13 protein-coding genes and 1 riboswitch are annotated in these 14,693 nt (G+C 61.5%); of the genes, 1 reads left to right on the top strand and 12 read right to left on the bottom strand.

Translation table 11 applies throughout. The features are described 5' to 3' along the window. Window positions 1-129: 129 nt before the first annotated feature. From Q1W40_RS07165 to Q1W40_RS07120, 10 genes are all read right to left on the bottom strand, one after another. Complete coding sequence (locus Q1W40_RS07165; protein ID WP_300710424.1) at window positions 130-2,298, bottom strand: TonB-dependent siderophore receptor; 2,169 nt, start codon at window positions 2,296-2,298, stop codon at window positions 130-132. Window positions 2,299-2,365: 67 nt separating this feature from the next. Continuing rightward, window positions 2,366-2,468: riboswitch (TPP riboswitch) on the bottom strand. 27 nt (window positions 2,469-2,495) lie between these two features. Continuing rightward, window positions 2,496-3,533 carry an NAD(P)/FAD-dependent oxidoreductase gene (locus Q1W40_RS07160; RefSeq protein ID WP_300710422.1) on the bottom strand — a complete coding sequence of 346 codons (1,038 nt, stop codon included), beginning with the start codon at window positions 3,531-3,533 and terminating at the stop codon, window positions 2,496-2,498. A 67-nt stretch (window positions 3,534-3,600) separates the two neighbouring features. Further along, a complete protein-coding gene (gene fdxA / locus Q1W40_RS07155; RefSeq protein ID WP_300710420.1) occupies window positions 3,601-3,930 on the bottom strand; it encodes a ferredoxin FdxA in 330 nt (109 codons plus the stop codon). A 64-nt stretch (window positions 3,931-3,994) separates the two neighbouring features. Next, window positions 3,995-5,263, bottom strand: coding sequence for a GTP-binding protein (locus tag Q1W40_RS07150; protein ID WP_300710418.1), 1,269 nt, complete (start codon window positions 5,261-5,263; stop codon window positions 3,995-3,997). 16 nt (window positions 5,264-5,279) lie between these two features. Then, a complete protein-coding gene (cysD, locus tag Q1W40_RS07145; protein ID WP_300710416.1) occupies window positions 5,280-6,209 on the bottom strand; it encodes a sulfate adenylyltransferase subunit CysD in 930 nt (309 codons plus the stop codon). 145 nt (window positions 6,210-6,354) lie between these two features. Next, window positions 6,355-7,110 (bottom strand): phosphoadenylyl-sulfate reductase, encoded by a 756-nt coding sequence (locus Q1W40_RS07140; protein WP_300710414.1) that lies wholly within the window; start codon window positions 7,108-7,110, stop codon window positions 6,355-6,357. Continuing rightward, a complete protein-coding gene (locus Q1W40_RS07135; RefSeq protein ID WP_300710412.1) occupies window positions 7,110-7,487 on the bottom strand; it encodes a DUF934 domain-containing protein in 378 nt (125 codons plus the stop codon). The genes Q1W40_RS07140 and Q1W40_RS07135 overlap by 1 nt, the downstream gene beginning before the upstream one ends. An 84-nt stretch (window positions 7,488-7,571) precedes the next feature. Next, window positions 7,572-9,380 carry a nitrite/sulfite reductase gene (locus Q1W40_RS07130; RefSeq protein WP_300710410.1) on the bottom strand — a complete coding sequence of 603 codons (1,809 nt, stop codon included), beginning with the start codon at window positions 9,378-9,380 and terminating at the stop codon, window positions 7,572-7,574. Window positions 9,381-9,401: 21 nt separating this feature from the next. Then, complete coding sequence (locus Q1W40_RS07125; protein ID WP_300710408.1) at window positions 9,402-10,193, bottom strand: sulfite exporter TauE/SafE family protein; 792 nt, start codon at window positions 10,191-10,193, stop codon at window positions 9,402-9,404. A gap of 82 nt (window positions 10,194-10,275) precedes the next feature. Beyond that, window positions 10,276-11,514 carry an MFS transporter gene (locus Q1W40_RS07120; protein ID WP_300710406.1) on the bottom strand — a complete coding sequence of 413 codons (1,239 nt, stop codon included), beginning with the start codon at window positions 11,512-11,514 and terminating at the stop codon, window positions 10,276-10,278. Window positions 11,515-11,708: 194 nt separating this feature from the next. On the opposite strand from Q1W40_RS07120, the gene Q1W40_RS07115 reads away from it, so the two are divergent. After that, the gene (locus tag Q1W40_RS07115; RefSeq protein ID WP_300710404.1) at window positions 11,709-12,902 is read left to right on the top strand and encodes an ABC transporter substrate-binding protein; all 1,194 of its coding nucleotides are present in this window, start codon (window positions 11,709-11,711) and stop codon (window positions 12,900-12,902) included. Between the two features lie 272 nt (window positions 12,903-13,174). Here the strand turns inward: Q1W40_RS07115 and mnmC are convergent, their stop codons facing one another. Together mnmC and Q1W40_RS07105 are read right to left on the bottom strand one after the other, a co-directional pair. Further along, on the bottom strand, window positions 13,175-14,371 hold the full coding sequence (gene mnmC, locus Q1W40_RS07110) for an FAD-dependent 5-carboxymethylaminomethyl-2-thiouridine(34) oxidoreductase MnmC (protein ID WP_300710402.1): 1,197 nt from the start codon (window positions 14,369-14,371) through the stop codon (window positions 13,175-13,177). A gap of 31 nt (window positions 14,372-14,402) precedes the next feature. Further along, window positions 14,403-14,678, bottom strand: a complete 276-nt coding sequence (locus Q1W40_RS07105) for an oxidative damage protection protein (protein ID WP_108326622.1) — start codon at window positions 14,676-14,678, stop codon at window positions 14,403-14,405. Window positions 14,679-14,693 lie beyond the last annotated feature (15 nt).

Below are 14,693 nucleotides of genomic sequence, written 5' to 3'. Positions count from 1 at the left end.
GACCTACGGATTAACAGTCCGGCGCTCTACCGACTGAGCTATTGAGGAACAATACCGAAATTATAGCGTCATATTTTCATGCTTTTGAGAGGGGGATGCAGTTTTTTAAAAAAACTTGCGTTCTCAATTTCAGAAGCTCGCTTTCACCCCCAAGCGCAAGGTTCTGGGGGCGCCGGGGTACAGGTAGTAGTGGCCAAATTGCTTGGGCGATTCGCGCCAGTAATGGCGATCGGTCAGGTTGTCGATCGCCAAAGTCCACTGGGTGCGAGTGCCGTCAATGCGGGTGTCGTAATGGGTAGCAAAGTCCAGTGTGGTCCAGGCGGGCAAGTTGACACTGCCATCTTCCAGCACACGGCGTTCGCCTTCATGGCTCACACGCAGGCTGGAGCGAAGACCGGGGATCTCCGTAAAGCGGTATTGGGCCTGGGCACGCAGGGTGTATTTAGGCACGTTGAGTGGACTTGTTCCAACTTCCGGATGCAACGCGACTTCCGAGATGCGTGCCTTTACAACCTGTGCTTGGCCATTGAAGGACCAAGCAGTGTTGTTGTGCCAACCCACGCTGATATCCATGCCCGTATGGATTTGTCTGCCGTCTAAGTAGCGGGTACTCAGCCAGGTGTTGGGATCGAAGATGTCGTAGGCGAGTGGTCGGGAAATATGAAACGCAGCTGCAGACCACTCGAATCCGCGATCTTTGTTGGGATGTCGGACACCGACTTCTGTCTGAGTACTTTTCTTGACACCCAATTGTTCACCAGGATTAGCAAATGAGGCACTGGCGTTGGGCGTGACAAATTGCTCCAGTCCATACCCGTGGGAAACATAGAGCGTTTTTTCGTCAACTTGCGTGGATAGTGCCAACCATGGTGATGTGGCGTTGCCATCAATCGCACTGACATTACTTCCTTGTGGGGCATTTTGTTCACTGCTTCTGTCGTATTTCACATGTCGCATTCCAAGCCACAATCGGGTGGTAGTGGTTAGGTCTATGCGGTCTTTGACGCTGAACTCCGTGGCGTATTCGCTTCGGTTGGCATTTGCATAAACTGGAGTTGGGTCAGGTTCCGCGCCGCTATTTAAGCTGCCCGCATAGTTCCAAGCCTGCTTAGGCGGTAATCGGTCCAGCAGTCGACTTCTTTGCACACCCAATGAGAGGTTGTGCTTGAACCCAGCCAAAGTCACTGCGCCTGCCACCTCAGTCTGAAGAGTGTCTGAGATGCGTTTTTCGTTCAGGCTACGAAAGTCATAGAGTGTGGCGTCTTGATCGACGGGGTATGACAAGCCCATGGAGCGCAGGTTGGAGCCCCATGCAAAAGTCAAATTGTCATCGGTGCGTAGTCGCTGACCGCCGTATTGCGTGGTCCACAGCCAGCCATTCTCAAGATTTTGCTTGAATCGGATGCTGCCAGTCATGCCTTTGAAAACGCCTGGTACTGACCAGCTTTGGCGAGTCAAATTGCTTTTGCCATCCACAGGCGCAGGCAGCTGGTCACCCAACAAGCTGTAGCCGTTCACCCCCATCTGTTGGCGCTCGCTTTGTTCAAACTCCCATTCCAGTTTGCTGTCTGGAGAAATGCGCCAATCCATGGCCAGGGCGATCAGGTTGCGGTGACCCTGGGTGTTGCGGATGTAGGGGTTCAGGTCTTCATAGGCCGCGTTGAAACGGTAGCCAAAGTCCTTGTTCTCGCCAAAGCGGCCGCCCAGGTCGAGGCTGATGCTGCTGCTCTTGCCCGGGCCGTAACTGGCGCTCACGCTGCGGATGACTTCGTCGTTGCCGTTGGGGGCACGCTTGACCACGTAGTTGACCAAACCGCCCGGTGCGCTGGTGCCCGCCTGGATGCCGCTCGTGCCTTTGAACAGCTCGATGCGCTCCTTGTTGTCCATGCCGATCATGGTTTCGGCCGAAATCGGCAAGCCTTCGCGGCGGTAGTTGTAGCGGTTGTCCAGCGTGTAGCCGCGCACGCTCAGCATGTCCCAATAGGCCGGCGAGTTGTAGCTGTCGGCCACGCTGGCGTCTAGGCGCAAGGCGTCCGATACACGTTGTGCACCCACGTCCTGCAGCACCTGGCGATCAAAACTGATGGCGCTGAATGGCGCTTTGCTCAAGGGCACATCACCAAAGCCGCTGATCTGCGAGGGTGCGGTGTCGGTGATGGTGATCTCGGTCGGACTTTGTGCATGGGCACAGCTCCAAGCCAGCCAGGCCACAGCACTGGCGATGTGTGTCGCTCGGCATGCGGCACGGGCGACAAAACGGTCAGAAGACCGGCGAGAGAATGGCGAAAAAAATGCCATGACGTTTTTCCTTCAACGTAATGGCAGGTCGGCTGACTGGGAACATGGCGCGCACCCAAGGCGGCACCGTTCTTTTGACAAGCTTCCCTGCGCGAGGATTACCTCAATCAGGTTCAAAGGGACTTTCTCAGTCGAAGACCTCACGGACTTCAACACCCCTAGCGAATGCGCCGCAAACATGCGGCGCAGTGTGGATTTTAGGCGATCCCCAGGCGCTTGTGCAGCAGAGTGGACGTTGTCGTGTACTGCAGCAGGGTCTTTGCGTCGGGCCGCAGCAAGCTCACCGCACCAAAGGCGGCCAGCGTGGCTTCGTGGAAGCCGCACAAGATGAGCTTCTTTTTGCCGGGATAGGTGTTGATGTCACCTACGGCAAAAATACCGGGTTCGGAGGTGGCGAAATTCTCGGTGTTCACCACCAGCTGCTTGCGTTCCATGGCCAAGCCCCATTGCGCCACAGGCCCCAGCTTGGGTGACAGGCCCAGGCAGGTTTGCAGCAGGTCCAGCGGCAGCCACTCGGTGTCGCCTTGGGGGTTGAGCAGTTCCAGCGCTTGCAGGCGGCCCGCCTCGCTGCGCAGTCCGGTGGGTTGACCGGCCATAAAGCGCATGCGGCCAGCAGCACAGGCTTCGCGCATTTGAGCCACCAGCTCGGGTGCGGCTGTGAATTGGTCGCGTCGGTGCAAGAGCGTGACACTGGCGGCGGCCTGATCGCCTGTGCATGCGTTCAGGCAAGTTTGCAGTGCCGCATCGCCATCGCCCGCCACCACGAGATGCAGGCCCGTCCAGCGTGTTGGCTGAGCCTCGTGTGCAAACACTTGGCTTTCGTTGAAAGCCTCCAGGCCATCGAGCACCAGTTGGCGTGGCACAAAGGCACCCACGCCAGCGGCGATGAACACGGTGGAGGCTACAAAGCGCTGGCCAGCAGTGGTGTCGACTTGCAGTCGACCATCCGTCTGACGCTCGATGCGGGTGACTTGCCAGCCCAGATGAAACGATGCGTTGAAAGGCGCGATTTGCTGCTGCAAACGCGCCACCAGTTCACGACCGGTGCAGACCGGAATGCCGGGGATGTCGTAAATCGGCTTGTCTGCATACAGCTCGGCGCACTGGCCGCCCACATGGGGCAGGGCGTCGACCACTTGGCAGCTGATGCCTTGCAGCCCGAGCTGAAACACCTGAAACAGCCCCACAGGGCCTGCACCAATGACCAGCGCTTCGGTGTCGATGGGAGTGGTCATGGGGTGTGCGTGGCGGCTTGAGAAAAAATGGCCGAAAGATTCGGCCATCGTGACAGCGCTGAGGGGTTCAGCGGACCAGTTCGGCCAGTTTGCCGGTCTTGTCTTTCCACTCGTCGGCGGTGGGCAGAGGGGCCTTGCGCTTGGTGATGCTCTTCCAGCCCGGCAGCAGAGCCAGCTCGGCGTTGATTTGGGTCATGTGCTGCTGGTCGGCCGGCAGGTCTTCTTCGGCATAGATGGCGTTCACGGGGCACTCGGGGATGCACACGGCGCAGTCGATGCACTCATCGGGGTCGATGGTCAGGAAGTTGGGGCCTTCGCGGAAGCAATCCACAGGGCAAACGTCCACACAGTCGGTGTATTTGCACTGGATACAGGATTCGGAAACAACGTGGGTCATGATGGACTCGGAAAAAGGGATGGGCGCCGCACATGCAGCGCCAAACCCATGATTTTAAAGGAGATCAGTTCACCAGCACGGCGCCTGAGGTTTTGTGCGTGGCGGTGTCCACCAACACCAGGGCGCCCAGAATGCGCGACTGGGCAAAGGGCAGCGTCACCAAGGGCTCTTGCAGGGCCAGGGTGACGTGGCCAATCGCGTTGGGGGCCAGCTCGGTGGCTTCTTCTTCGGCCAGGGTGTTCACGTCCAGGCGGTGCACCACGCGCTGCACCTTGACCTTGACCCAGCGGTGGCCGTGCAGCGCCCAGTACAGGCGGCCTGCCAGCAGGGGCTCGTCGTCCATCCAGGCGATGGTGGTGTTGAGCTGGCGCTGGCCTTCGGGGGCCCCAACGGCTGCCAGCAGCCAGTCGCCGCGCGACACATCCACCTCGCGGTCGAGCACGATGCCTGCGCTGTGACCGGCGGCTTTGTTTTGCGGCTGGCGGGTGGCCGACAGCACTTGCGAGACCACGGCGGTCTGGCCGCTGGGGAAGACCTTGATGGTCTGGCCCGGCTCGATGCTGCCCGTGGCCACGCGGCCCCAGAACACGCGGCGGCCTTGGGTGGTCACGCCGGAGTCGTGGAACTTCTCGACCCACTGCACCGGGAAGCTGAAAGCCACATCGGTCTCGGCAGGCGTGACCGGCAGGTCTTCGAGGATGCTCAAAAGGCTAGGGCCGGTGTAACCGCACCAGTCGGGTTGGCTGTCCACCACGTTCCAGCCCTTGAGGGCCGACACGGGCACCATGGCCGTGACGGTGATACCAGCCTCTTTGGCGAACTTCTCCAGAGCACCCGCGATGTTCTTGTACGCCACAGCGGCATCGGCCACGGCGTCGAGCTTGTTGATGGCGAACACGATGGAGGGCACGCGCAGCAGGTTCACCAGCAGCGAGTGGCGGCGCGTTTGCGGCAACAGTTGCAAATCGGGGTTGGCCCAGTCGAGCTTGATGGCGTCCACCAGCACCACGGCGGCGTCGGCGCTGGACGCGGCCGTGACCATGTTGCGGGTGTACTGCTCGTGGCCGGGCGCGTCACCGATGATGAACTTGCGCGCTTCGGTGTTGAAGTAACGGTAGGCCACGTCGATGGTGATGCCTTGCTCGCGCTCGGCGCTCAAGCCGTCGGTCAGCAGGGCCAGGTCGGTTTCACCCGAGCGCTGCACACCGGCCAGGTGGTCTTGCAGCACGGCCTTGGTGTCCACCAGCAGGCGGCCAATCAGCGTGCTCTTGCCGTCGTCGACCGAGCCGCAGGTGATGAATTTGAGGGCAGAAAAGTGTTGGTTGTTGCTCATGTCTTTTGCTCCCTGATCAGAAATAGCCGTCTTTTTTGCGCTTCTCCATCGAAGCCTCGGACGTCTTGTCGTCCATGCGGGTCGCGCCGCGCTCGCTCACATCGGCCGCCAGCGTCTCGATCACGATCTGCTCGGGCGTGGCCGCATCGCTTTCCACCGGGCAGGTGCAGGTGATGTCGCCCACGGTGCGGAAACGCACGTCGCGAATCTCAACCTTTTCGCCGTCTTTGGGTGGTGTCAATTCGGTCACGGGCACCAGCAAACCGCGGCGGTCCACCACCTCGCGCTTGTGGGTGTAGTAGATCGAAGGCAGCGCGATGTTTTCGCGGGCGATGTATTGCCACACGTCCAGCTCGGTCCAGTTGCTGATCGGGAACACGCGAAAGTGCTCGCCCGGTTGCAAGCGGGTGTTGAACAGCGTCCACAGTTCGGGGCGCTGGGCCTTGGGCTGCCACTGGCCAAAGCTGTCGCGGTGCGAAAAGATGCGCTCCTTGGCACGGGCCTTTTCTTCGTCGCGGCGGGCACCGCCGATCAGCGCGTCAAAACCGAACTCTTCAATCGCTTCGAGCAGCGTGACCGACTGGTGCACGTTGCGGCTCTCGCCCGGGTGGGCCAGGCGCACGGTGCCGCGCTTCATCGAGTCTTCAACGCTGCGCACGATCAGCTCGGCGCCGAGTTCTTTGGCACGCGAGTCGCGGAAATCGGTCACTTCCTTGAAGTTGTGTCCGGTGTCGATCATCAGCAGCGGGTAGGGGATGCGGCCCGCACCGAACGCCTTTTCGGCGCACTTGAGCATGACCAGCGAATCCTTGCCACCCGAAAACAGCAAGGTGGGGCGCTCGAAGGCGGCGGCGACTTCACGCAGGATGAAGATCGTCTCTTCCTCCAGCGCATCGAGGTGGCTGTTGCTCAGGGTGTGCAACTCGGTTTGTGTCATGGCGTTCATGTTGATTACTCTTCAAATTTGGTCAAGGCGGCGTCAGAAATATCCAAGGGTGATCGACTTGATGTGTGGGGCGCGGGAGGCGACGATGTGTGGCGCGAAGCGACTTCTGAGGAGCCTGCCGCGCCCCACACATCACTCCCCCAAATCATTTCTTGACGTGCAGCCCACACTCCTTGGCCGCCTCGTCTTCCCACCACCAGCGGCCTGCGCGGAACTCTTCGCCCAGGCTGATGGCGCGGGTGCAAGGGGCGCAGCCGATGCTGGGGAAGAACTGGTCGTGCAGCGGGTTGTAGTCCACTTGGTTTTCGGCGATGTAGTGCCACACGTCGCCCCAGGTCCACTTGGCCAGCGGGTTGAACTTGGCCAGGTGTTTGGTGGCTTCTTCGCTGGTGTCCAGCAGCGGCACTTCGGCGCGGGCGGTGGATTGCTCCTGACGCAAGCCCGTGATCCAAGCGCGTTGTCCCTTCAGGGCGCGGGCCAGCGGCTCCATCTTGCGGATGCCGCAGCACTCCTTGCGCAGTTCCATCGTCTTGTAAATCGCGTCCTGGCCTTTGTCGCGCACGAACTGGATCACCGCTTCCTGCTCAGGGCGGAACACGTGGATGGGCGCACGCGAATGTGCCTGCGTGCGTTCCAACAAGGCCAGGGTTTCGGTGTGCAGCGCGCCTGTCTCCAGCACAAACACCGGAATGTCGAGCTGCAGGCTGTTGATCAGGTGCGTGATCACCACGTCTTCGGCGCCCAGGCTGGAGGCTTGGGTCACCGGGGTGAACTCGGCGGCTGCGCGTTGCAGCAAGGCCTGGGTCTCCGCCAACTTGGCGGCAAAGTCAGGGCTGGCTTTGGCGTTTTGCTCGGTGGCTTTGAGCGGTGCGCTGCGGGAAGAAATCAGTGACGAAGTCATCAGGCCGCCTGCGCGAAATGAGGTTGCGTTTCCACAGCCGAGCCTTGGTAGAAACCGGCGTAGCGGTCCAGCTGGCGCTGGGCGGCGCTGGCATCGACGCCTTCTTTCAGCACAGCCACGTCAAAGCCAGTGCGCTGCATCTGCACCAGTTGGTCGATCAGCACGTCGCCGGTGGCGCGCAGCTCGCCTGAAAAGCGCAGGCGGCGGCGCAGCAAAAAGGCCTGGCTGTAGGCGCGGCCATCGGTGAAAGCCGGGAACTGCAGGTCGATGCGGGTGATGCCCGACAGATCCAGCGTGCGCGGGTCCACGTCGTTGGCGAGTTCCAAGACGCCGGTTTTGCTGGCGGTCTGGTGTTCTTGTGCGGTGATGATTTTCATGGTCGTTTTTTTCTGCTGTAGGAGCGGCGCCCTCGCCGCGATTGGCTATTCATCGCCGCGAGGGCGCGGCTCCTACAAGGGACTTCAGGCGGAGGTTTCTTCGGCTGGGTGGCGCGCCGCGTTGGCTGCAGCCTTGAACGGGTCGTTGCCGACACGGTGCAGGGTCTCGATGAAGGCTTCCTGCTTGCCGTTGGCCGTCGCCACGCGCAGTTGTTTGTAGGTGTCCAGGATGGCTTCGATCACGTCGGGCACCTCGAAGGAGGAGAACGACGGGCCGACCACCTTGCCGGGTGTGGCCGCGCCGGACAGGTCTTTGCCGTCCGAGCCGCCCAGCGTGACCTGGTACCACTCCTTGCCGTCTTTGTCGACACCCAAAATGCCGATGTGGCCCGAGTGGTGGTGACCGCAGGAGTTGATGCAGCCGCTGATGTGGAAGTCGATGTGTCCCAGGTCTTCCAGCTCGTCCAGGTCTTGGTAGCGCTCGGTGATGGCGCTGGCCGTGGGGATGGAGCGGGCATTGGCCAGCGCGCAGTAGTCGCCGCCGGGGCAGGCGATCATGTCGGTCAAGAGGCCAATGTTGGGCTGGGCCACGCCCAGCGCCTTGGCTTCGAGCCACAGGGCGTGCAGCTGGTCCAGGCGCACCCAAGGCAGCAGCAGGTTTTGGGTGTGCGAGACACGGGCTTCGCCCGCCGAGTATTTCTCGACCAGGGCCGCAGCGGCGTCGAGCTGCTCGGCCGTGGCGTCACCGGGGGCGTAGCCTGGGCGCTTGAAGGACAGCGATACAGCGCGCAGTTGGGGGTTGCGGTGTGGCTTGACGTTGCGTGCCAGCCAGCGGGCAAAGGCGGGCGTCTTGGCCGCTTCGATGCTGAGCGTCGCTTCGGCCTGGGCCAACCACTCATCTGTGTTCTCGGGCAGATTCAGGGCGGGGTCCACAAAACCGGCTTTCACGCGGTCGAGTTCGGCTTGCGGCAGGGTGTGCGGCGCGCCATCGCGTTCGATGATTTCACGGAACTCGGTCTCGACTTCGTCAAAGTAGCGCTGGCCTTCGGCCTTGACCAAAATTTTGATGCGGGCCTTGTACTTGTTGTCGCGGCGACCCCAGCGGTTGTAGACGCGCACCACGGCTTCGAGGTAGTTCATGATGTCCTGCCAAGGCAAGAACTCACGGATCACCACACCGTTGACGGGCGTGCGGCCCATGCCGCCACCCACCAGCACCTTGAAGCCGACCTTGCCAGCAGCGTTTTGGATGACCTGCAGGCCCACGTCGTGCCAGCCAATGGCGGCGCGGTCTTCGGTGGCGCCGGTGATGGCGATCTTGAACTTGCGCGGCAGGTGCGCAAACTCGGGGTGCAGCGTGCTCCATTGGCGGATCAGCTCGGCATAGGGGCGCGGGTCGACCACTTCGTCCACGGCCACACCGGCCAGCTCGTCGGTGGTGGTGTTGCGGATGCAGTTGCCGCTGGTCTGGATGCCGTGCATGTTCACGGTGGCCAGCAGCTCCATCACGTCGGCCGATTTGTCCAGCGGAATCCAGTTGAACTGCACGTTCTGGCGCGTGGTGAAGTGGCCGTAGTTGGTGGTCAGCTTGGGGGCCAGTCCGGCGATTTTGTCTTGGGTGGCTTGCGCTTCGGCCAGCAAGGATGCATCGGGTGTGTCGAATTCGCGGGCGATCTTGGCCAACACCTTGATCTGGGCGGCGTTGATCTCGCCGTAGGGCACCGCCACGCGCAGCATGGGCGCGTAGCGCTGCACATACCAGCCGTTTTGCAGGCGCAGGGGGCGGAATTGGTCTTCGGTCAGCTGACCGGTTTGCCAGCGACCCAGCTGGTCGCGGAACTCTGCAGCGCGGGCGCGCACAAAGGCTTTGTCGAATTCGGTGTACTGGTACATATCAACAGCAATAGAAAAAGATTAAATCAGGACCAGCTTGGTGCCTGCCCATGCGAGCAGCACGGACAGCAACGAGCGGATCACGCGGTCAGGCGTGTGGTGTGTCAGGCGCGAGCCCAGCCAGATGCCGGGGAGCGACCCCGCCAGCAACTTGGCCAGCAGCGGCCAGTCCACCGAGCCGAGTGACGCATGGCCCAAACCGGCCACCAAAGTCAGTGGCACGGCATAAGCAATGTCGGCCGCCACGATGCGCGGTAAAGGCAGCAGAGGATACAGCACCATCAGCACGGTGACGCCAATGGCACCTGCACCCACCGAGGTGAGTGTGACCAAGGTGCCGATCAGGGCGCCAAACAACAATGGCAGGCTCCAGTGGCGGGGGGTAGTGGCGCGGGCTTCATCCTGAGCGGCCAGCTGGCGGGGCACTTGTTTGCCGCGCACCGCTTTGTAAAGCATGGCCGCAGCGGTCAGCAGCAAGGCCACGCCCAAGGTGGTGGTCATCAAGGCCTGCACCTTGGGGTCGGCCGGGCCCACCCAGCGCAAGATGCCCAAGGTCACCAGGCAGGCAGGAATGCTGCCCGCGCTGAGCAGACCCACCACGCGCCAAGGCACGATGCGCTGGCGTGCAAAGCTCACGGTGCCGCCCAGCTTGGTGAAGGCTGCAAACAGCAAGTCGGTGCCGACCGCCATGTAGGGCTTCACGCCGAAGAAAAAGATCAGCAGCGGCGTCATCAAGGAGCCGCCACCGACGCCCGTCAGACCCACGATGGTGCCGACGAAGAAACCTGCAAAGACATAAGCGAAATCAACCATGGGCAGGACTGTAAACGTCCTTTATGCCAAAACAAACGATTTATTGGTTGTAGATATATTTCAAATCGATATAAGAACGTGTTCAAGCGCCCACGGCGGCTGACCGTTCCGCCAGGATTCGGGCAGAAGGCTTCACATTCATGGTCATTTGAAACAGGCCCGCCGACAAGCCAATGGCCACGGCGCCTTGCCAGGCCAGGTCGTAATTGCCCAGGCGGTTGTAAATCAAACCACCGCCCCAGGCGCCGATGAAGGAGCCCACTTGGTGGCTGAAAAACGCCACGCCGGACAAAGTGGCCATGTAGCGAAGGCCAAACAAATGGATCACCAGACCTGAGACCAAGGGGACCACGCCCAACCACAGCGTGCCCATGGCGGCGGCAAAGACCAAAGTGCTGGTGGGGGTGGGCGGCGTCAGAAAATACACCGCGATGATGACCGAGCGCAGCACATAAATGCCGCCCAAGAGCATGCGTTTGGAATATTTGCCGCCCAACCAGCCGAACAGGTAGGAGCCCATCACGTTGAACAGGCCCACCAGTGCCAGGGCTGTGCTGCCCACGCTGGGGTCCATGCCGCAGATGTCCAGGTAAGTGGGCAAATGGGTGGTGATGAAGACCAATTGCAAGCCGCACACAAAGAAGGCAATGGCCAACAACAGGTAACCGCGATGGCCCAAGGCTTCACGAATGGCTTCGGTCACGGTTTGTTGCACGCCCAAGGGGGCTAGCACTTCAATCTGGTCCGCACGCCCGGCCATGAAGGCCGCTGGCAGCATGACCGCGGCCAAGCCCAAAAAGCCGATCACGGCGGTTTGCCAACCCGCAGTGCTGATCAGGTGTTGCGCCATGGGCGAGGCCAAGGTCAGACCCAAAGAGCCCAAGGCAGACACCGAGCCCATGGCCATGCTGCGCTGCAGGGGTGAGACGGCTTTGGCCGTCACGCTCATGGCGATGTTGGATGCGGTGCACGACAGCGCCAAGCCGACACACAGGCCCATGCCCAGCGTCACGCCCCAAGCCGATGTCGCCGTGAGGGCAAAGACCAACCCCAAGGCATAAATTGCGACGCCCAGCAAGGCCACGGGGCGCGCCCCATGCCGGTCGGCCAGGATGCCCATGAAGGGCTGAGTGGCGCCCCAAACGATGTTCTGGATGGCAATGGCCAGCGAGAAGTCGGCCGCGGTGATCCCGATGTCGCGGATCATGTGGGGTTGCAGCAAACCAAAGCTTTGGCGCATGCCCATGGCCAAACTCAGCATCACGGCAGCGCCGCCGAGGATCAAGGCCACATGGAATCGGGACAAGTCGGTTTGTTTCATCCTGCTCATTATTTGCAAACCCCACCACATGGCCTGCCTGTTGGCGACACCGGATCGTCAAGCGCAGGCCATGGGGCCATGTGCTGTCTGTGGTTTTGGCCACACTGCTTGCGATCTTGCTGAATGTCACTGGTGCGACAGGTTTGAAGTCGGCTGGTAAAGTCTCGTTTTTTAACGCTAACCCCTAGGACCCTATGAACCGTTTTATGACCGCAGGCATGGTGCTTGTCGCCTCCACAGCCTTTGCCCAGACCCCCATCAAAATTGGCGAAATCAACAGCTATTCCGCCATCCCCCAGTTCACCCAGCCCTACAAACAAGGCTGGCAGCTGGCGGTTGAAGAGATCAACGCCCAAGGTGGCCTGCTGGGCCGCAAGGTCGAAGTCATCGCCCGAGACGACGCCGGCAAACCCGAAGAAGCTTTGCGCCATGCCATCGAGCTGAGTTCCAAAGAAAAAGTGGATGTGCTGGCCGGAGGCTTTTTGTCCAACGTGGGCCTGGCCCTGGCCGACCATGCGCAAAAGAACAAGCGCTTGTTTGTGGCCAGCGAGCCGCTGACCGATGCCATCGTTTGGGACAAGGGCAACCGCTACACCTTCCGCCTGCGCCCCAGCACCTACATGCAAGCGGCCATGCTGGTCGAAGAAGCGGCCAAGCTGCCCGCCAAGCGCTGGGCCACGATTGCGCCCAACTACGAATACGGCCAAAGCGCCGTGGCCAGCTTCAAGGAGCTGCTCAAGGCCAAGCGCCCCGATGTGGAGTTTGTGAGCGAGCAGTGGCCCGCCCAAGGCAAGATCGACGCGGGCAGCACGCTGACCGCCACCATGGCCAGCAAACCCGACGCGATCTTCAACGTGACCTTTGGCGCCGACTTGGCCAAGCTGGTGCGCGAGGGTAACCAGCGCAATGTCTTCCCCAAGACGCCCGTGGTATCGCTGCTGTCGGGTGAGCCCGAGTACCTGGAAGTGCTGAAAGACGAAACGCCCAAGGGCTGGATCGTGACCGGCTACCCTTGGGACCAGCTCGACAACAAAGAACACGCCAGCTTTGCGGCCAACTACTACAAGAAGTTCAACGAGAACCCCAAGGTCGGCTCGGTGGTGGGTTACGCCACCATGCAGGCGATCTTTGCGGGCATCAAAAAGGCCAACAGCACTGACAATGAAAAACTGGTCAACGCCATGCGCGGCCTGAAGTTCAGCACCCCGTTTGGCCCGGCCGAGTTCCGCGCGATTGACCAGCAATCCACCATGGGTGCCTACGTCGGCAAGCTCGACCAGCGCGGCGGCAAAGGCACCATGGTCCAGTGGCGCTACGCCGACGGCAAGGCGTACCAGCCCACCGATGCGTATGTGAAGTCGCGTCGCCCGGCTGAAGCAATGAAGTAAAGCCCTCATCCCGGGCTCACTCGTCATCCTGGATCAGTTCGTCATCCCTACAAACTTCGTCATCCCTCCAACGTTCGTCATTCCTCAAACGTTCGTCATCCCGGGCTTGACCCGGGATCCATCTTTGCGCAGGCATGGACCCCGCATCAAGTGCAGGGTGACAAGTTGGCGTGGACCCAGCATCCAGTGCGGGGTGACAGCTTGGCATGGGCCGCTCATCAAGTGCGAGGAGGCATGAGGAATAGAGCTCCCAACGGGAGCGGGCTGGCATGTCACCACAGTAAGGTGCAAGTCGTTCGGTGCTTCCTATAACGCTCCGCCGCCAGATGCTTGGCCAGTGAAGGTGCCAACGGCAGGGCTTCGTTTTCGAGCCAAGCCGTCAAAAGTTCGCCGCACAGCACCGACAAGCTGATGCCGCGTGCGCCCATGCCCGCGCACAGCCACAGGCCGGGCAGCCGTTCGCTGTCGATGGGGCCCACAGCGGGCAGGCGGTTGGGCAGGGTGCAGCGCAAGCCGGCCCAGCCGTGCACACGCTCAGGGCCAAACTGGTCTTGCATGGCCTCACCCAAGTCGGGCAGCAAGGTGGCCAGGCGCAATTGGTTGGCCGCGTGGTCTTCTTCGCGCACGGGGGCCTGTTCGCAGTTGCGCTCGAAGGTGGAGCCGATGTACCAGCCGGGCTGACCGTCCGGGGTGGGCACGTTGCTGATGAAGCTGCCGTGGCCGTTCACCGGGAACGTGGGCAAGAGCTGGCGCTGAGCTTCGTTCAAATCGTGCATGTGGCCAAAACTGATTTGGCCACGCAAGGGGTTCAGCGGTACGGCAAAACCGGGCAGGGGCTGCAGCAAAGCCAGGCTGTCAAAGGCACTGGCCACCACCAGCCAAGGTGCTTGGCCCAGGGTCTGGCCTTGGGCATCGGTCACGGTCCATAGATCGCCGCGCCGTTCAATGGCTTGCGCTTTGTGTTGCCAGAGCACCTGTACGCCCGGTGTTTGCAGCTGCGCCGCCACCAATTGCCGGGGCCTGATCCAGCCGGCCTGCCCGTGCCAGAGCGCCGGTGTGCCGGGCGCAAGTCCTGCAGCCGCAATTTGTGCTGCACTGGCTGGGCTGCTGCCATCCAGCGCATTGTCTGGGGAGCCCGGATCGGCTGTGGGCAGTTTGCGTTTGCCTGCCAGGTTGTGTTCCAGAACACCCGTCAGTGCCCAGTCGGTGCCGCTTTGCAGCAGCGCCTGAGCGCGTTGCAGCGTCGCGCTAACCCCCGCACGCGTGATGCGAGACAGCACGTTGTCGTCGGGCGAGACATGGGGTGCGGCCAAACCTGCAGGCAAACCCGATGCACCAGCGCCAACACCGCTCGCTTGGTCGATGACCGTGACGGCCCATCCGCGCACGGCCAAGCTGTGCGCTACGGCGGAGCCGGACAGACCCGCACCAATGACCAGCGCGTGGCGTGTCTGTGGCGGGTGGCTCAAGGCGTCAGGGTTTGCGCTGGACGCAGCCAAATCAATTGGCTGCTGGCGGCACGTAGCCTTGGGCCGCGTCTGCGCCAGAGCCAAAGAAATGGTTTTCCATCTGGCGAGCCAGGTATTGGCGGGCGCGCAGATCGGCCAGGTTCAGGCGGTTTTCATTGACCAGCATGGTCTGGTGCTTGAGCCAATCGGCCCAGGCTTGCTTGCTCACGCTTTCCCAAATGCGTTTGCCCAAATCGCCGGGGTAGGGCGGAAAATCCAGGCCCTCTGCTTCGGTGCCGAGTTTGATGCATTGAACGGTACGTGCCATGGTGATTGCTGCCTT

The sequence above is a fragment of the Limnohabitans sp. genome (assembly GCF_030158565.1).
Taxonomy (GTDB): Bacteria; Pseudomonadota; Gammaproteobacteria; order Burkholderiales; family Burkholderiaceae_C; genus Limnohabitans_A.
The sequence above is the reverse complement of the archived record's forward strand: the minus strand, read 5'-3'. Positions and strand labels throughout refer to the sequence as shown.